This window comes from Actinoplanes sp. HUAS TT8 (assembly GCF_051380535.1).
Classification (GTDB): Bacteria; Actinomycetota; Actinomycetes; order Mycobacteriales; family Micromonosporaceae; genus Actinoplanes.
Genome location: NZ_CP195646.1, coordinates 11,439,415 through 11,456,325 on the forward strand (window position 1 = coordinate 11,439,415; position 16,911 = coordinate 11,456,325).

Consider the following 16,911-nt stretch of genomic DNA (forward strand, 5'->3'; position numbering starts at 1 on the left):
GGGCATTCATGCCGATCGTGCACAATAGCTGTGCACAGAAGTTGTGCACAGTTACTGTGTATCCATGGCCGACGACGTCACCCAGGTACATCTCAGTGGTCCACAGATCCGCGCGCTCGCCCAGCCGCTGCGCCTGCGGCTCGTCGGCCAGCTCCGGCTGACCGGTCCGGCCACCGCCACCAGCCTCGCCGCCGCGCTGGGCACGAACACCGGCGCGACCAGCTATCACCTGCGCCAGCTGGCCGAGGTCGGGCTCGTCGTCGAGGAGGAGCGTCCGGGGTCGGGCCGGCAGCGCTGGTGGCGGGCCGCGCACGACATGTCCAGCTTCCGCCGCAGCTACTACGAGGGTGATCCGGAGGCCACCGCGGCGGTCGAGTGGCTGGAGGCGTTCCAGGTCCGCCACTTCGCCGAGCTGGCGCAGAACTGGCGGCGCGCGCTGCCCGACGAGTCCCCGGCCTGGCAGGAGACCGCCGAGATCTCCGACTACATGCTGCACCTCGGTTCGGAGCAGACCACCGCCCTGCTGCGCGAGATCGAGGACGTGATCGACCGGTACCGGCGCCTCGGCCAGGACGAGCCGGGCCCCGACGCGCGCCTGGTCGCGCTCTACGTGGCCGCGCTGCCGCGGATCGGGGACGTGATGGAGACCTCGGAGGACGTGACATGACCATGGCCGTACGGGAAATCAGGTTTCGGTATCTGCTCTTGATCGCTCTTCGGTGGCTGCCCGTCGGGCTGATCATCCCGCTGTTCCCGTTGCTGCTGCTGGATCGCGGGCTGACGATCGCGCAGACCGGTGTGGCCTCCGCGGTCCAGGGCATCACCGTGCTGTTCCTGGAGCTGCCGACCGGTGGTCTGGCCGACGCGCTCGGCCGCCGCCCGGTGCTGCTGATCGCCGGGGCGATCAATCTGGTCTCGCTGACCGTGATGACCTTCGCCGACACGGTCGCCGTGTTCGCCCTGGCCTGGTTCCTGCAGGGGATCTACCGGGCGCTGGACAGCGGGCCGCTGGACTCCTGGTTCGTCGACGAGTCCCTGGCCGCGGACGACAGGGCCGACATCGAGACCGGCCTGAGCCACGGCTCGGTCGCGCTCAGTCTCGCGATCGCCGCCGGTGCCCTGCTCAGTGGCGGTCTGATCTGGCTCGGCCCGATCGGCTCGCTCAGCGCGCTGACCGTGCCGTTGATCGGCGCCGTCATCCTGAGCGGGGTCAGCACGCTGGCGATCGTGTTCTTCATGAAGGAGGAGCGGCCGGCGCGCGGCTTGGCCGCCTGGTCCGCCTCGATCCGCGGGGTGCCGCGGGCGATCGGTTCCGCGCTCGGCCTGGTCCGCCGGTCCCGGGTGGTGTTCGCGCTGATCATGGTCGAGCTGCTGTGGAGCTTCGGCATGATCACGTTCGAGAAGCTGATGCCGATCCGGCTCAGCGAGGTCCTGGCCGACAAGCAGGAGGCGGCGGCGCTGATGGGCCCGGTCAGCTCGGCCGGCTGGGCGATGTCGGCGGCCGGCGCGGCGCTGATCCCGCTGCTCATCCGGCGGATCGGTGCCCCCTGGACCGGATTCGCGCTGCGGATCCTGCAGGGACTGACGATCCTCGTGATGGGACTGCTGGCCGGCCCCGCCGGAGTGATCACCGGCTTCCTTCTGACGTACGGGGTTCACGGCGCGGCCAATCCGGTCCACGCCGGACTGCTGCACCGGCAGGCCGAGGGCGAGTACCGGACGAGTCTGCTCTCGCTCAACTCGATGGTCGGCCAGCCCGGCTTCGCGATCGGCGCGATCCTGCTGACCTCTCTGGCGCAGAGCGTGAGTGTCAGCGCGGCGATCGTCGTCGGGGGTGTGGTCCTCGCCGCGGCCGCCCCGCTCTACCTGGTGAAGCCCAAGTTTCGGGAACCCATCGACGGGGGTACCAGCCCGACATCGGCTCTCACCCCCGGAGGAATCTGATGCTCGCCATAGCAGCCGCTGTCGTTTTCGGTATCTACCTGATCTCCGATCTGCTGGACACCAACTTCGGTGCCCCCGATCTGATCAACTTCCCGACCATGGCCTCGATCGGCTTCCTGCTGATCTCCCTGTACCTCGCCGGCGTCGGCAGCGGTCCGCGCAGCGGGACGGGCACCGGCCGCCGCTTCTACGGCCGTCGCCCCGGCCGCGGCTGAATTTCCGCGCTCCTCCCCGGCCCGCGCACGCACGCTCAGTGATGGTGCGTTCGCGGGCCGGGAGCGTGTCCACAGGCGGTGAGGTCGCATTTCGGATCGGCCTCCGATGGCCGGTACTGTCGGTTGCGATGGAAACGGACGGGCTCTTCTCCCTCGCGCAGCCGGACCTGTCGGCGCCTCAGCACGCCGCTCCGGCCGCCGGCTTCGGCACGCCCGCGGCCGACGCGCCGCTGCCCGTCCGGATGCGCCCGGCCGGCATCGACGAGCTCGTCGGCCAGCAGCACCTGCTCGCCCCCGGAGCCCCGTTACGGCAGCTCGTGACCGGTTCCAGCCCGATGTCGGTGATCCTCTGGGGTCCGCCCGGCACCGGCAAGACCACGATCGCGCACCTGGTCGCCCACGCCACCGACCGCAAGTTCATCGCCATGTCGGCGCTGACCGCGGGCGTCAAGGACGTGCGGGCGGTGATCGACACGGCCCGCAACGAGCGCCGCCGGGGCGGGCCGCCGACCGTGCTCTTCATCGACGAGGTGCACCGCTTCAGCAAGACCCAGCAGGACTCGCTGCTCGCCGCCGTCGAGGACCGGACGGTCACGCTGCTCGCGGCGACGACCGAGAACCCGTACTTCTCGGTGATTTCTCCCCTGCTGTCGCGCTGTGTCCTGTTGACCCTGCAGGCGCTGGAGGAGAGCGACGTGCGCGCCCTGATCCGCCGCGCGATCACCGACCAGCGCGGGCTGGGCGGCGCGGTCACCCTGGCCGACGATGCCGAGGACCATTTGGTACGACTTGCCGGCGGCGACGTTCGCAAGGCGCTGACGGCGCTGGAGGCGGCGGCCGGCACCGCGATCGCGCAGGGCGCCGAGCAGATCGACCTGGCCACCGCCGAGCAGGCGGTCGACGTGGCGGCGGTGCGCTACGACCGGGACGGCGACGCGCACTACGACATCATCAGCGCGTTCATCAAGAGCATGCGCGGCAGCGACCCCGACGCGGCCCTCCACTGGCTGGCCCGGATGATCGTGGCCGGGGAGGACCCGCGCTTCATCGCCCGGCGCATCGTGATCTTCGCGAGTGAGGACGTCGGCATGGCCGACCCGCAAGCCCTGCTCGTGGCGACCGCGGCGGCCCAGGCGGTGCAGCTCATCGGCATGCCCGAGGCCCAGCTCAACCTGGCCCAGGCGGTCGTGCACCTGGCCACCGCCCCCAAGTCGAACAGTGTCACCACGGCCATCGGTGCGGCCATGACCGACGTACGGGCCGGGCGCGGCGGGGCGGTCCCGGCGCATCTGCGTGACGCCCACTACTCCGGGGCACGTGGCCTTGGTCACGGTCGCGGCTATCGATATCCCCACGACGACGCCCGCGGCGTCGTGCGGCAGCAGTACGTTCCCGACGATCTCGTCGGCACCGACTACTATCGGCCGACCGAACACGGGGCCGAGCGGGCCGTCGGCGAACGGGTGCCGCGCCTGCGCCGGATCGTGCGGGGGCTCGCCGGCCGTGCCGCTTCGGCGACCGGGGCGGACCGCGCGGCGGGTGGTGCTCCGGGCCCGGATGCGTCACAGTCTTCGGCGGCCTCCGTTTCGGCGGGCGCCCCGGAACCGGTCGCCTCGGCGGCCGTTGTTCCGGTGACTGATGCGCCGGGGGCGGCTGGTGCCCCGGAAGCCTCGGTCGCAGAGGTTTCGGTTTCAGAGGCTTCGGGTCCGGCGGGGGCGGGATCCGGCAGTGACGAGGAACGGTCAGACGTGCGCGGCGACGCCGCCGGGAAGGAACAGCCGTGACACCGCGCGGTGCCGAACGGCCCGACGACGAGGCCGGGCAGGGCGGCGGCAAGAAGGGCCGCCGCTTCGGGCGCGGCCGCGCCGAAGCGCCGGCTGAACCGATCGAGATCCCGCGCGAGGAGACCGGCTGGCTCGACGACCTGCGTACCGCGAAGCAGGAAGGCAACGCGATTGGGCCCGGCGTGGCTCCCGGCGAGGCCCGCACGAGCAAGTCCGGTCGCCGCGCGCCCGGTCCCGACGACAAACCGGACGATGCCGGGCCGGTCTTCGGCGGTGGCTTCGAGGCGGACGATTCCGCTGGTGACGGCCCGGTCGGCGGTCCTTCCGGCGGCCCCGCCGGTGGTTCGGCGCCCGGGATGGCCGGGCCTGGTCCCGGGATGGCCGGGCCTGGCATGGCGGGTCCAGGGATGCCCGGGTCCGGTATGGCGGGTCAGCGGCCGGGGTCGGGTGCTCCTGGCCAGCGCGGCGGTCCGATTCCCGGTGGCCCGGTTCCTGGTGGGCCGGTGCAGGCTGGGCAGATGCCGCCCGGGGCTGTGCCGCCTGGTCAGCGTGGTGGGCCGGTGCAGGCCGGGCAGATGCCGCCCGGAGCCGTGCCGCCCGGAGCCGTGCCGCCCGGTCAGCGTGGTGGGCCGATGCCCGGTGGGCCGGCGGGGCCTGGTCAGATGCCGCCCGGTCAGGTGCCGCCTGGTCAGATGCCTGGACAAATGCCGCAAGGGGCGATGCCGCCCGGCCCCGGTGCCGGACGGCCGGGGCAGATGCCGCCGGGTGCTGGTCCGCGAGGCGGGTCGGCCGGCCCGGTTTCTCCTGGTCAGCGTGGTGTTCCCGGGGCCGGGCAGATGTTGCCCGGGCAGGTTCCGCCGGCTGCGGTGCCGCCGGGGCGCCGGGGCGCGTCAGTGCCTCCGGACGGACGCCGCCCGGTCGATCTCGCCGGGCCGGGTTATCCGGATCAAACGGTTCCGCGCACGGGGAACGCACCCGACGTGCCCGGCGCCGGGGTGCGCCCGGTCTCGCCCGGGGTCCGTCCGACGTCGCCGGCCGCGCCGGCCCGTGATCGTTTCCGCGCGGACGCCGCGTCGGCCCGGGTCGACGCGCAGCAGTCCGGGCCGATTCCGCCGTCGGTCTACCAGACCGGGCCGATTCCGCCCGCCGACACCGTGCCGCCGATCGTCTACCAGAACGACCCGGTGCCGCCGAGCGTGTACCAGACCGGCCCGATCCCGGGCGGCGACGATGACGCCGGTCGCCGTTCCCGCGGGCGCAACCGGCGGGGCCGGCCCGAGCAGGAGGGCGCGCACGCGTCCCACGCCGCGCCCGACGGCGACTTCGGGGGCGGACCGGTCTCGGGGGCGCCCACCTCACACGCGGCGCCCGACGGTTTCGCGGGGCGCGGGCCGACGTCGGGTGGGCCCGCGTCACACGCCGCCCCGGACGGGCCGGCGCACTCACGGGCCGGCGGCGGGTCCGCGCGGCCGACCTCGGGCGCGCACGCGCAGCCGGAGGATCGGTTCGGCCTGTCGCAGGACGTCTCGGCCGGGCGCCGAGGACCGGGCCCGGGCCCGCGGGAGCAGGGGACCGGGCGGCACGAAGCCGCCGGTGGACCCGGCGTTCCCGGCCAGGGCATGCCCGGACAGGCCGGTCCGGGACAAGGCATGCCCGGACAGGCCGGGCCGGGCGTTGCTGGACGTGGTGGCCCCGGACAGGGTGCTCCGGGACGGCGTGGTCCGGGACAGGGCGCGCCCGGACAGGGCGGTCCGGGCCAGGGCATGGCTGGTCCTGGCGGTCCTGGGCAGGGTATGCCGGGGCAGGGCGCGCCGGGGCGCGGTGGTCCAGGGCAAGGTGTGCCGGGCCGCGCCGTGCCCGGACAGGGTGCTCCTGGGCAGGGGCCGCGTATGCCTGGACCGGCCGGCCCCGGGCCGGGCGTTCCCGGGTCGGATGTGCCTGGGCAAGAGGCACCCGGGCCGGGCGCGGGCGGACCCGGAGTTCCCGGGCCCCGGCGGATCGGGCCCGGTGACGGGCGCCCGGTTCGGGCGGCCGCGGCGGTAGCGCCGCCGGTGGTTCCGGGACGGCAGGGGAAGCGTTCCCCGGCCATGCCCGGACGGGCCGGCGCGATGGCCGAGAGCACGTCGGGAGTGATCCAGCGTCCCGCGCCGCGCCCCGGCAACGGGCAGCTGCAGCCGGACGAGGACGGTTTCACCGCCGACCGGCGGGCCGTGGAGGCCGGCCAGACCGGTGCGGTCGTACCCGGCCAGGCCGGTCCCGGCCGACGCGGGCGCGGCCCGGCCGGTCCGGACCAGAGCCAGGGCTTCCCGGCCGGTATGGGCCGTCCGGATCAGAGCCAGGGCTTCCCGGCGGGTATGGGTCACCCGGACCAGAGCCAGGGTTTCGCGGCCGGCCTGGGTCACCCGGATCAGAGTCAGGGTTTCCCGGCGGGCATGGGTCGACCGGATCAGAGTCAGGGTTTCCCGGCGGGTATGGGCCGTCCGGATCAGAGCCAGGGCCTCCCCGCCGGCATGGGCAGTCCCGAGCAGAGTCAAGGCTTCCCAGCCGGAATGGGTAGCCCGGACCAGAGCCAGGGTTTCGCGGCCGGGACGGGTGCTCCGGAGCCGACCTCACGGGGTCGTCGCCGTCGAGCCGCCCCGGAGCAGGGCCCGGGTGAAGGGCGCGGTCCCGAGCAGGGCTTCCCGCCGGGCGGCCCGGGTTCCGGCCCTCGTGGTCCGGAGCAGGGCCGTCGCGGGACAGGACCGGACGGTCCGGTGGGTCGCCGTGGTGCCGGTCCCGACGGTCCGGCCACGGGCCGTCATGGCGCCGGACCGGATCAGGGGACGGACGGTCCGGGGATGGGTCGTCGCGGCCTGCCCGGTCCGGATCAGAGTCAGGCTTTCCCGGCCGGTGCCGGTGGGCCGGATCGTGGGATGACCGGCCCGGTCTCGCCGGCCGCCGGCCCTCGTGGTGGCGGACCGGCACGCGGTGGCGCTTCCGTGCCCGGAGTGGCCCGGACCGGCGCCGCTGGTGCCGCATCTGTCCCCGGCGGACCCGGGACCGGCTCGGCCCGAGTGCCCGGCAACCGCCCCGGCGGCCCGGCCGGCCCCAACGGCCCCAACGGCCTCGGCGGCCTCGGCGGGCCGGGCGGCCCCGGAGGTCCCAACGGCCCGGACGGTCCCGGTAGGCCCAGCGGTCCTGGTGGGCCGAACGGTCTTGGTGGGCCGAACGGTCCCGGCGGACCTGGCGGCCGAGGCAGGCCGGCCGGCCCTGGCGGTCCTGGGCGTGGCGCGGCTTCCGTGCCGATCCCCGGCCAGGGCGGCGTTCCTGGCGATGTCGAACCCGGTGGCCCCCCGCGGCGCGGCGCGGCCCCGGTGCCCGGGAACGGACCGGACGCGGGCGGGCCTCCTCGCCGCGGTGCGGCCGGCGTGCCCGGAAACGGACCCGAGACCCGCCGAGGCGCGGCCGTCGTTCCGCCGAACGGGCCGGAAACCGGTGGACCCGGTCGAGGGGCGGCTTCCGTCCCCGGCCAGGGCGACCCGGAGGGCCTCCCGCGAGGCGCGGCGTCCGTAGCCATGCCCGGAAACAACGCCCCCGGGAACAACCGCGGCGCCGGCCCGGTCCGCGGCGCCGCCGTGCCCGGCAACGCCGTGGCCCCCCGCGGCGCGGGCTCAGCCTCGGTCCCGGGCACCGCCTCCGTGCCGGGCCGGGCAAACGTCCCGGCCCCGAACGGACCGCCCGGAAGCGGACCGGGCCCCAACGGACCGGGTCCGAACGGACCAGGCGCGGGCGTGAACGGCCCGGGCGGCAACGGGCCGGGCGGGAACAACCCCGGAAACGGATTCGGCGGCGGCAACGGCCCCTCCGACGATCTCGGCCACGGCACCGGCACCATCGCGGTCGCCCGAGCCGGCGCCCCGAAGGCCGGAACCCCGGCCACCCCCGTACGGGAAAATGGTGTTGAACCTCTCGACGAGGAAGCCGAGGGCGCTCTCGCCGAGCTCCGCCAGAAGCTGCGCACCCAGCGCCGCCTCCGGTTGATCACGCTCTCCACCCTGGCCGCGATCGTGCTGCTGGTGCTTCCGGCGCTGTTCGGGTTGCGGGCGGTCAGCAGTGATCCGGTCTTCGCGTCCCTGAATGCGCTCGACGTCCCGTCCTGGGCGGCCGAGAAGCCGGACGACAAGGGCAGCGGCAGCCGCTGGTGTTTCCTGGAGTGCCGGTTCCGGGAGCGCACGGTGGAGTCGCAGCGGCCGTTCAAGGAGACCACCGAGGCGTACACGAAGGCGCTGAAGGCGGCCGGCTGGACGCCGTGGAAGGTGGGGGACTGCCCGGAGTCGCCGGTGACGCCCGACCAGGGCACCTACTCCTGTTTCCGGCGGGACGAGTTCACTCTGGACCTGGCCGTCGGGCTGCCCGGTTGCGCGGTCGACCAGGTGGCGCAGGACGCGCTGCCGGCCGCCGGCACGGACGCGGCCGAGGCCGGGCAGTCGGGCGCGACCCCGTGTGAGCCGTCGGACGGATCGACGGTCAGCATCAAGGTGCGGATCGCGATCGCCGACGACCGGGGGAAGACGGACAAGAATCCGGGGCCGGTCGGTCAGACGCCGGATCCGGTCCTGAACGAGAACGATCCGCTCTTGGATCCGACACCCCAGGCGTCGTGAAGCGGACGGTGGTCACGGACGGTAGGGTCTGCACGTTGTCCCCGCCGAATCCGTGACCACCCGAAGAGGAGACGCGCTTAATGGACGCCGGAGAAATCGCTGGTCTGATCGCGGCGGGCGCCTTCCTGATGCTCGTCGTCGTGCTCGCTTTCCCGATCCTGAAGCTGGGCCGCACGATCGATGCCGCCACCCGCGGGATCAACGAGGTGGTCGACCGCACCGGCCCGCTGCTCGGCAACGTGAACACCACGGTGGAGAACGTGAACACCGCGCTCGGCCAGGTTCAGGTCTCTTTGGACGGCGTGAACCTGCAACTGGCCAAGGTCGACACCATGACCGAGCACGCGCAGAACATCACCGCCAACGTCGCCAACCTGGTCACCGTGGTCTCCGCCGCCGCGGCGAACCCGCTGGTCAAGGTCGCCTCGTTCGGGTACGGCCTGCGTAAGGCGACCGCCGCCCGGCGGGCCGCCGAGGAGGACCGCGAGGTGCGCACCGAGATCAAGCAGCGGCGCCGCCGCGCCGGTCGCTGAGAGGGGATCGCCGTCATGAAACGCCTGCTCTGGCTCGGTGTCGGTCTGGCCGTCGGCGCCCTGGTGGTGCGCAAGCTCACGCAGAAGGCCGACGAGTTCACCCCGACCGGTATTGCCACGTCGCTCTCGCAATCCGCTGGCGGGCTGGTCGAGTCGGTGCGTAGCTTCGTGGAGGACGTCCGCGACGGCATGGCCGAGCGGGAGGAACAGATCCACGAGGCGTTCGCCGAAGGGGTTCTGTACGAGGATAAATTCGCCGAGCTGCGCGACGATTCGCAGCCCGGTTCGCAGGAGGGAATTCGATGAAGACGGCGGAAGTCAAGCGGCGCTATCTGGCGCATTTCGAGGCCAACGGGCACACGGTGGTCCCGAGTGCCCCGCTGCCGGCCATCGACGACCCGAACCTGCTGTTCATCAACGCCGGCATGGTGCAGTTCGTGCCCTATTTCCTGGGCCAGCAGACCCCGGCGTTCAACCGCGCGGTCAGCGTGCAGAAGTGCATCCGCACGCCGGATATCGACGAGGTCGGAAAGACCAGCCGGCACGGCACGTTCTTCCAGATGAACGGCAACTTCTCGTTCGGCGACTACTTCAAGGAAGGCGCGATCAATCTCGCCTGGGAGTTGTCGACGAAGCCGGTGGCCGAGGGCGGTTTCGGGCTGGACCCGTCGCGCATCTGGCCGACGGTGTACCTGGACGACGACGAGGCGTTCAACCTGTGGCGCAAGATCGGTGTGCCGGAAGCGCACATCGTGCGCCGCGGTAAGAAGGACAACTACTGGTCGATGGGCATCCCGGGCCCGGCCGGCCCGTGCTCGGAGCTGTTCTACGACCGCGGCCCGGAGTACGGCCGGGACGGCGGCCCCGAGGTCGACGAGGACCGGTTCATGGAGTTCTGGAACCTGGTCTTCATGCAGTACGAGATCACCGACGTGAAGTCGAAGGAGGACTTCACGATCGTCGGCGCCCTCCCCAAGCAGAACATCGACACCGGCATGGGCCTGGAGCGCATCTCGTCGATCCTGCAGGGCGTCGACAACCTGTACGAGATCGACGAGGTCCGCCCGATCCTGGCCCGCGCGGCCGAGATGACCGGCAAGAAGTACGGCGCGCACTCCGGCCACGTCGCCGGTGAGTCGCACCCGGACGACGTGCGCCTGCGGGTGATCGCCGACCACGTGCGTACCGCGTTGATGCTGATCGGCGACGGTGTGGTGCCGGCCAACGACGGCCGCGGTTACGTGCTGCGTCGCATCATGCGCCGGGCGATCCGGGCGATCCGCCTGCTCGGCTGGCAGGAGCCGGCGCTGCCGATCCTGCTGCCGATCGCGCGGGACTGCATGGCCCCGTCCTACCCGGAGCTGGCCGAGGAGTTCGGGCGCATCTCCACGTACGCGTACGCGGAGGAGGACACGTTCCTCTCCACGCTCAAGGCGGGTACCACGATCCTGGACACCGCGATCACCGAGACCAAGCAGTCCGGCGCGAAGCAGCTGTCCGGTTCGCAGGCGTTCCAGCTGCACGACACGTACGGTTTCCCGATCGACCTGACCCTGGAGATCGCCCAGGAGCAGGGCCTGCAGGTCGACCAGGACGGTTTCCGCCGTCTGATGGCCGACCAGCGGAACCGGGCGAAGGCCGACGCGAAGGCGCGCAAGACGGGTCACGCCGACCTGTCGGCGTACCGTTCGGCGCTCGACGCCGGCGGCGCGGTCGAGTTCACCGGGTACCAGGAGGTCGTCCGGGAGTCCCGGGTCCGTGCCCTGATCGGTGAGAAGGGCCGGATCGAGGTGGCCGGCGAGGGTGACTTCGTCGAGCTGGTGCTCGACACCACCCCGTTCTACGCCGAGGGTGGTGGCCAGCAGGCCGACACCGGTGTGATCAAGGTCGGCGGCGGCCGGCTCGAGGTCGTCGACGTGCAGCAGCCGCTGCCCGGCCTGATCGTGCACAAGGCCCGGGTGATCCAGGGCGAGGTGCGGTCGGGCGAGAGCGGCCTGGCCGAGATCGACGTGACCCGCCGCAAGGCGATCTCGCGTTCGCACACGGCGACGCACCTGGTGCACCAGACGATGCGGAACTTCCTCGGCGAGTCGGCGACCCAGGCGGGTTCGCTGAACGCGCCGGGCCGGCTGCGGTTCGACTTCCACACGCCGGGCGCGATCAACCCGTCGGTGCTCTTCGACGTCGAGCAGCAGATCAACGAGGTGCTGCTGCGTGACCTCGAGGTGCACGCGTTCACCACCTCGCAGGAGGAGGCCCGCCGGTTGGGCGCGATGGCGCTGTTCGGCGAGAAGTACGGTGACGAGGTCCGTGTCGTCGAGGTCGGCGACTACGCCCGTGAGCTCTGCGGTGGCACGCACGTGGCCCGCTCGGGCCAGCTCGGCCTGGTGAAGATCCTGACCGAGTCGTCGATCGGTTCGGGCGTCCGCCGGGTCGAGGCCCTGGTCGGCATCGACGCGTTCGGCTTCCTGGCCAAGGAGCACCTGCTGGTGTCCCGTCTGGCCGACATGTTCCGGGTCCCCGGTGACCAGGTCGCCGACCGGGTCGAGCAGACCGTCACGGCGCTGCGCGACGCGGAGAAGGAGCTGGAGAAGCTGCGGGCGCAGATGGTTCTGGCCGGGGCCGGCGCGCTTGTCGACCAGGCGAAGGATCTGCGCGGGGTGGCGTTCGTCGGCACCGAGGCGCCGGAGGGCGCGGCCGGTAACGACGTGCGCACGCTGGCTCAGGACATCCGCGGCAAGTTCGACCCGGCGCGTCCGGCGGTCGTCGCGGTGACGTCCCGGTCGAACGGGAAGGCCTCGCTGATCGTGGCGATCAACGCGGCGGCCAAGGGCCGGGGCCTGTCGGCCGGCGATCTGGTCAAGGGCGCGCTGTCCGGCCGGGGTGGCGGCAACGCCGACCTGGCGCAGGGCGGCGGCGTTGCGGCGGCCGAGGCGCCGAACCTGCTGGCGTCGATTGAGAAGGCGTTGTCCGAGGCTTCCTGACAATGTGCTGGTAATGGATCCGTCGCCCAGTGCGACGGATCCTTTCCTTTTCCTTGAGAATTCCCAGCCTCGGCACAGGGGGCCGTTGTATCAGGGGTCGGAGCGGTTAAGCTTTGCCCGCGATCGGGAGCCATTTATCGTCGCAGGTCGATAAATGACCGGATCGTAAGACGAAGCCTGTTCGGGGACAAGGAGACGCGGTTTTGCTGGTGGGCAGGGAGAGAGCGTGACGCACGCCTTCACCCGGGGGGTGCGCCTCGGGGTGGACGTCGGCCAGGTGCGCGTCGGGGTCGCCAAGTGCGACCCGGACGGGATCCTGGCCAGCCCGGTCGTGACCGTGGCACGGGACCAGCAGGCCGGCGAGGACAAGATCCCCGCCGACATGGCCGAGCTGGCCCGGCTGGCGGAGGAGCACGAGGCCGTCGAGGTCGTCGTGGGTCTCCCGGTCGCGCTCAACGGGCGTGAGGGTGTGGCGGCCGGCCACGTCCGGGCGTATGTGCAACGGCTGAGCGCGGTTGTCGCGCCCCGGCCGGTCGTGCTCTCCGACGAGCGGATGTCGACCGTCGTCGCCAGTCGTAGGCTGAGCGAGCGGGGCGTTCGAGGGCGTCGGCAGCGTGCGGTCGTCGATCAGGCGGCCGCCGTGGAGATCCTGCAGGGCTGGCTGGACGCGCAGCGGAGGCAGACTTAATTGAGCGACGACGACCTGGATTTAGCGTTCGCGGGCGCCGAGGATCCCGGCCGCTGGAGACATCGGAAGAAGGAGGGCCGCCGAGGCCGTACGTTCCTGGCCTTGACTCTGGTTCTTCTGCTGTTCGGCGCGCTCGGCGGCGTCGGCTACATCGGTTACGGCAAGGTCAAGGGCTTCTTCAGCGTCGAGGACTACGCCGGGCCGGGTGCCGGTGAGGCCGTGATCGAGGTGAAGTCCGGCAACACCGCGACCGACATCGCCAACACGCTGTACAAGGCGGGTGTGGTGAAGAGCGCGGCCGCCTTCGTGGACGCGGCCAAGGACAACCCGAAGAGCAAGGACATCCAGGTCGGATCGTATCTCCTGAAGAAGGAGATGAAGGCCGCCGACGCGCTGACCATGCTGCTCGACCTCAAGAACAAGAACGTCAACAAGATCACCATCCCCGAGGGCCTGATCTCGCTGCAGATCTTCGACAAGCTGTCGAAGGCGACCGGCATCCCGGTCGCCGACTTCAAGACGGCCGCGAAGAGCCCGCAGAAGCTGGGTGTGCCGGCGCTGTGGTTCAAGCGCAAGGACGGCAAGAAGGTGGTCGCGTCCGACATCGAGGGCTTCCTGTACCCGGCGACCTACGAGTTTCCCAAGGACGCCAAGGCCGAGGACGTTCTGAAGATCATCATCAAGAACTTCAACGCCGAGATGGAGCAGCTGGACTTCGTCAACCAGGCGGCCAAGCTCAACATCTCGCCGTACGAGGCTCTGGTCGCCGGGTCGATCGCCCAGGTCGAGGCGCTCCTGCCCGAGGACATGGGTCCGGTCGCGCGGGTCCTCTACAACCGGGCCTACACCGGGAAGTTCCCGTGCGGCTGCCTGCAGCTGGACAGCACGGTCAACTACTGGCTGCGGATCAGCGGCAAGGACGCGAAAGCGTCGGAACACCTGCTCGCGAGCGAGCTGCACGACCCGAAGAACCCGTACAACTATGACGTCAAAGGCATGGCGGTCGGGCCGATCAGTAACCCCGGAGAGGTCGCCCTGAAGGGTGCGATCGAGGCTCCGAAGAGCGATTACTACTTCTTCGTGACGGTCGACAAAAAGGGCACCATGGCCTACGGCAAGACCAACGACGACCACGAGAAGAACAAACTGATCGCCTGCAAGAACGGCATCCCGATCTGCTGAACGGGACGTGTGCCAGATCGGCGGCCGGTGGGTGAAAACCCGCCGGCCGTCGCCATGAGGTAGCGCCTTCGGTCGATCCATGGCACCCTTCGCCTCGTAGTTCCAGCCGGGGGCTTGACATGCTGGACATTCAGCGGAGGCGGTAATGCTCGACGATCTGGATTCGGTGCTGGAGGAAGAACAGCTGGCGCAAGAGGGCGAACCACGGCACCGGAACCGGGGCCGCGGCGGACGCTCCACGATCGCGTTCTTCCTCACCCTCGTCCTGCTCGGCCTGCTGGCCGGCGGCGGGTGGTACGCGTACAGCAAGGTGAAGGGCTTCTTCGTCGACGACGACTACGCCGGCCCGGGTGGGGCCGAGGCGATCGTCGAGGTGAAGACCGGCCAGTCGGCCACCGACATCGGCACGACGCTCTACGACCAGAAGGTCGTCGCCTCGGTCGACGCGTTCGTCAGCGCCGCCAAGGACAACACCCGCAGCAAGAACATCCAGGCCGGGTGGTACCGGCTGAAGGTCGAGATGAAGGCCGCCGACGCGGTCAACCTGCTGCTCGACCCGAACGCCCGCTGGGTCACCAAGGTCGCCCTGCCCGAGGGCCTGACCTTCCAGCAGACGTTCCAGAAGCTGTCCGAGGCCACCAAGATCCCGGTGGCCGATTTCACCAAGGCGGCCAAGGACCCGGTCGGGCTCGGCATCGACCCGTCGTGGTTCACCCGCAGCGACGGCAAGAAGGCCGACAAGACCGACATCGAGGGCTTCCTGTTCCCGGCGACCTACGAGCTGTCGCCCAAGGCCGACGCGACCGGCATCCTCAAGACGATCATCGCGAACTTCAACAAGCAGATGGACGCGATGGAGTTCGTCTCCACGGTGCAGAAGACGCGCGGGGGAGTCACGCCGTACCAGGCGCTCATCGTCGCCTCGATCGCGCAGGCCGAGGCGCTCAAGGACGTGGATATGCCCAAGGTGTCCCGGGTCGTCTACAACCGGGCCTACGGCGACTTCGACTGCCACTGCCTGGGCCTGGACAGCACGGTCAACTACTGGCTGCGGATCACCGGCAAGGGCACCAAGGCGTCCGAGCACCTGACCAACGCCGAGCTGCACAACCCGAAGAACCCGTACAACACGCACGACAAGCCCGGTCTGCCGCCGGGCCCGATCGGGAACCCCGGCACGGCCGCGCTCAAGGGCGCGATGAGCCCGACCAACAACTTCCCGTACTACTACTTCATCAGCATCGACACCAAGGGCACCATGGCGTACGGCAAGACCGGCGCCGACCACGACAAGAACCGGCTTCTGGCCTGCCAGAACGGCATCCCGCTGTGCTGACGGGGTCGCGGGCGACGACGGCGATCTATTAACCTGACGCGCGCGTCAACACCGACCACAGTGGAGGTAAAACGATGCGTGCTCAGAAATGGCTGTTGAGGTCCTCCGTCGTCGCGGCGTCCGCCGCGGTCGCGCTCGTCGCCGGTTCCCTGCCGGCGAGCGCGGCGACGCTGTCGACCACCGGCGCCTCCGGGCGCACCAAGTACTTCGAGAACGGCACCTACCTGCTCTACGCGCACGACCCGCTGACCGACGGCCACTGCGCCCGCTGGCAGGTCAACACCGGCAGCGGCTGGTCGTATACCGGCGACTCGGCCTGCAGCAGCACGGAGATCCTGGCCGGCATCGCCCAGTCCGGCTCCTCGGTGCGGATCTGCCGCACCGGCGTCGGCAACTGCTCGGGCTCGGTCAAGCTCTGATCACCGTCGCGCGCCGGGGCGGGTCGAACCGTCCCGGGGCGCGGACTCCGTAGACTACGGCGGCCACCTTTCGACGACGAGGACGGGGATCGCCGTGCAGACCACCAGTTCGCGACGGGCGGCCGTCCTCGGCAAGCCGATCGCCCACTCGCTCTCCCCGGTGATCCACCGGGCCGGCTTCGAGGCCGCCGGCCTGACCGGGTGGACCTACGACGCGATCGAGTGCGCCGAGTCCGAGCTGCCCGCCCTGGTCGCCGGCCTCGGACCGGAGTGGGCCGGCCTGTCGGTCACCATGCCGCTCAAGGAGGCCGCGCTCAAGCTGGCCACCTCGGCCACCCCGGTCGCGATCGCCGCCGGCGTGGCCAACACGCTGATCCGGCACGCGGACGGCGGCTGGCACGCCGACAACACCGACATTCCCGGCATGGTCCGCGTGCTGCGGGAGGCGGGCGTCGGCGCGAGCACCGGCCGGCACGCCGCCAAGGAGGCGCCGCCCCGGTTCACCGTGCTCGGCGGCGGTGGCACCGCCCGCGCCGCGCTCGCCGCCGCTTCCGAACTGGGCGCCGAGGTCGTCATCGTGGTCGCCCGCCGCCCCGAGGCGATCGCCGAGCTCGAACCGGTCGCCGGCGCGCTCGGCCTCAAGCTGGAGGGCGCCGCCTGGTCCGACGCCCCGGCCGCCTTCGACGCCGACGCGGTGATCTCCACCGTCCCCAAGGGCGCCGCCGACCACCTCGCCGACCTGGTCACCTGGCGTTCCGGCACGGTCCTGTTCGACGCCATCTACGACCCGTGGCCCACCCCGCTGGCCGCTTCCGCCTCCGCCGCCCAGGTCGCCGTCGTCTCCGGCCTCGACCTGCTGCTGGCCCAGGCCCTCAGTCAGTTCGAGCAGTTCACCGGCGTCGCCGAGGCGCCCGAGGAGGCGATGCGGGCCGCTCTAGACGAGGCCGCCCGCACCCGAACCCCCTGAACCGAAGATCAAATTCTTCATTGCCCATCTCCGCCGGGGTACAGACCGTCGCTCCCGCGGGGACCCTTCCGACCTGAGCAGGGCGCTGGCGCGCCCAGAACGCTCAGCCCGCAAGGGCGACGTGGTCGGTCGGTTGCGGTCAAACCACAAAACCCGCGCTGGTTCTCCGAGCCGCCTCAACCCCTCGAAGCATCGGCGTGAGTGTCCGGAACTCGG

General features: G+C 71.4%; 15 protein-coding genes. 13 read left to right on the forward strand and 2 right to left on the reverse strand.

All coding sequences use genetic code 11. From position 1 onward, the window contains the following. Positions 1 to 64: 64 nt before the first annotated feature. The 4 genes from ACSHV8_RS51095 (at position 65) to ACSHV8_RS51110 (ending at position 3,943) form a co-directional block, all read left to right on the forward strand. Positions 65 to 667, forward strand: coding sequence for a helix-turn-helix domain-containing protein (locus ACSHV8_RS51095; RefSeq protein WP_436527863.1), 603 nt, complete (start codon positions 65 to 67; stop codon positions 665 to 667). Then, positions 664 to 1,944 carry an MFS transporter gene (locus ACSHV8_RS51100; protein WP_436527864.1) on the forward strand — a complete coding sequence of 427 codons (1,281 nt, stop codon included), beginning with the start codon at positions 664 to 666 and terminating at the stop codon, positions 1,942 to 1,944. Before ACSHV8_RS51095 ends, ACSHV8_RS51100 begins: the two co-directional genes overlap by 4 nt. Further along, positions 1,944 to 2,159 (forward strand): hypothetical protein, encoded by a 216-nt coding sequence (locus ACSHV8_RS51105; protein WP_436527866.1) that lies wholly within the window; start codon positions 1,944 to 1,946, stop codon positions 2,157 to 2,159. The genes ACSHV8_RS51100 and ACSHV8_RS51105 overlap by 1 nt, the downstream gene beginning before the upstream one ends. Positions 2,160 to 2,287: 128 nt before the next feature. Further along, on the forward strand, positions 2,288 to 3,943 hold the full coding sequence (locus ACSHV8_RS51110) for a replication-associated recombination protein A (protein WP_436527867.1): 1,656 nt from the start codon (positions 2,288 to 2,290) through the stop codon (positions 3,941 to 3,943). Between the two features lie 1,442 nt (positions 3,944 to 5,385). On the opposite strand, the gene ACSHV8_RS51115 is transcribed toward ACSHV8_RS51110, so the two are convergent. Together ACSHV8_RS51115 and ACSHV8_RS51120 are read right to left on the reverse strand one after the other, a co-directional pair. Then, positions 5,386 to 6,345 carry a hypothetical protein gene (locus tag ACSHV8_RS51115; protein WP_436527869.1) on the reverse strand — a complete coding sequence of 320 codons (960 nt, stop codon included), beginning with the start codon at positions 6,343 to 6,345 and terminating at the stop codon, positions 5,386 to 5,388. A gap of 207 nt (positions 6,346 to 6,552) precedes the next feature. Next, positions 6,553 to 6,744: a hypothetical protein gene (locus tag ACSHV8_RS51120; RefSeq protein ID WP_436527870.1), complete on the reverse strand. Its 192-nt coding sequence runs from the start codon at positions 6,742 to 6,744 to the stop codon at positions 6,553 to 6,555. A 969-nt stretch (positions 6,745 to 7,713) separates the two neighbouring features. Between ACSHV8_RS51120 and ACSHV8_RS51125 the strand changes: the two genes are divergently transcribed. The 9 genes from ACSHV8_RS51125 (at position 7,714) to ACSHV8_RS51165 (ending at position 16,695) form a co-directional block, all read left to right on the forward strand. Continuing rightward, positions 7,714 to 8,586 (forward strand): hypothetical protein, encoded by an 873-nt coding sequence (locus tag ACSHV8_RS51125; RefSeq protein WP_436527872.1) that lies wholly within the window; start codon positions 7,714 to 7,716, stop codon positions 8,584 to 8,586. An 80-nt stretch (positions 8,587 to 8,666) separates the two neighbouring features. Then, the gene (locus ACSHV8_RS51130; RefSeq protein WP_436527873.1) at positions 8,667 to 9,119 is read left to right on the forward strand and encodes a DUF948 domain-containing protein; all 453 of its coding nucleotides are present in this window, start codon (positions 8,667 to 8,669) and stop codon (positions 9,117 to 9,119) included. A 15-nt stretch (positions 9,120 to 9,134) separates the two neighbouring features. Further along, on the forward strand, positions 9,135 to 9,425 hold the full coding sequence (locus tag ACSHV8_RS51135; RefSeq protein WP_436527875.1) for a hypothetical protein: 291 nt from the start codon (positions 9,135 to 9,137) through the stop codon (positions 9,423 to 9,425). Then, complete coding sequence (alaS, locus tag ACSHV8_RS51140) at positions 9,422 to 12,103, forward strand: alanine--tRNA ligase (protein WP_436527877.1); 2,682 nt, start codon at positions 9,422 to 9,424, stop codon at positions 12,101 to 12,103. Before ACSHV8_RS51135 ends, alaS begins: the two co-directional genes overlap by 4 nt. A 226-nt stretch (positions 12,104 to 12,329) precedes the next feature. Next, the gene (ruvX, locus tag ACSHV8_RS51145) at positions 12,330 to 12,791 is read left to right on the forward strand and encodes a Holliday junction resolvase RuvX (RefSeq protein ID WP_436527879.1); all 462 of its coding nucleotides are present in this window, start codon (positions 12,330 to 12,332) and stop codon (positions 12,789 to 12,791) included. Then, positions 12,792 to 13,973, forward strand: a complete 1,182-nt coding sequence (gene mltG / locus ACSHV8_RS51150) for an endolytic transglycosylase MltG (protein WP_436527881.1) — start codon at positions 12,792 to 12,794, stop codon at positions 13,971 to 13,973. It begins immediately after the preceding gene. A 145-nt stretch (positions 13,974 to 14,118) separates the two neighbouring features. Next, positions 14,119 to 15,309: an endolytic transglycosylase MltG gene (gene mltG / locus ACSHV8_RS51155; protein ID WP_436527882.1), complete on the forward strand. Its 1,191-nt coding sequence runs from the start codon at positions 14,119 to 14,121 to the stop codon at positions 15,307 to 15,309. Between the two features lie 74 nt (positions 15,310 to 15,383). Further along, positions 15,384 to 15,728, forward strand: a complete 345-nt coding sequence (locus tag ACSHV8_RS51160) for a hypothetical protein (RefSeq protein ID WP_436527883.1) — start codon at positions 15,384 to 15,386, stop codon at positions 15,726 to 15,728. 94 nt (positions 15,729 to 15,822) lie between these two features. After that, on the forward strand, positions 15,823 to 16,695 hold the full coding sequence (locus tag ACSHV8_RS51165; RefSeq protein ID WP_436527884.1) for a shikimate dehydrogenase: 873 nt from the start codon (positions 15,823 to 15,825) through the stop codon (positions 16,693 to 16,695). Positions 16,696 to 16,911 lie beyond the last annotated feature (216 nt).

What these genes read in the sequence shown, in the direction of transcription:
- ACSHV8_RS51095 (WP_436527863.1), top strand. Translation starts at nt 65, where the DNA reads ATGGCCGACGACGTCACCCAGGTACATCTCAGTGGTCCACAGATCCGC.
- ACSHV8_RS51100 (WP_436527864.1), top strand. Translation starts at nt 664, where the DNA reads ATGACCATGGCCGTACGGGAAATCAGGTTTCGGTATCTGCTCTTGATC.
- ACSHV8_RS51105 (WP_436527866.1), top strand. Translation starts at nt 1,944, where the DNA reads ATGCTCGCCATAGCAGCCGCTGTCGTTTTCGGTATCTACCTGATCTCC.
- ACSHV8_RS51110 (WP_436527867.1), top strand. Translation starts at nt 2,288, where the DNA reads ATGGAAACGGACGGGCTCTTCTCCCTCGCGCAGCCGGACCTGTCGGCG.
- ACSHV8_RS51120 (WP_436527870.1), bottom strand. Translation starts at nt 6,744, where the DNA reads ATGACGGCCCGTGGCCGGACCGTCGGGACCGGCACCACGGCGACCCAC.
- ACSHV8_RS51130 (WP_436527873.1), top strand. Translation starts at nt 8,667, where the DNA reads ATGGACGCCGGAGAAATCGCTGGTCTGATCGCGGCGGGCGCCTTCCTG.
- ACSHV8_RS51135 (WP_436527875.1), top strand. Translation starts at nt 9,135, where the DNA reads ATGAAACGCCTGCTCTGGCTCGGTGTCGGTCTGGCCGTCGGCGCCCTG.
- alaS (WP_436527877.1), top strand. Translation starts at nt 9,422, where the DNA reads ATGAAGACGGCGGAAGTCAAGCGGCGCTATCTGGCGCATTTCGAGGCC.
- mltG (WP_436527882.1), top strand. Translation starts at nt 14,119, where the DNA reads ATGCTCGACGATCTGGATTCGGTGCTGGAGGAAGAACAGCTGGCGCAA.
- ACSHV8_RS51160 (WP_436527883.1), top strand. Translation starts at nt 15,384, where the DNA reads ATGCGTGCTCAGAAATGGCTGTTGAGGTCCTCCGTCGTCGCGGCGTCC.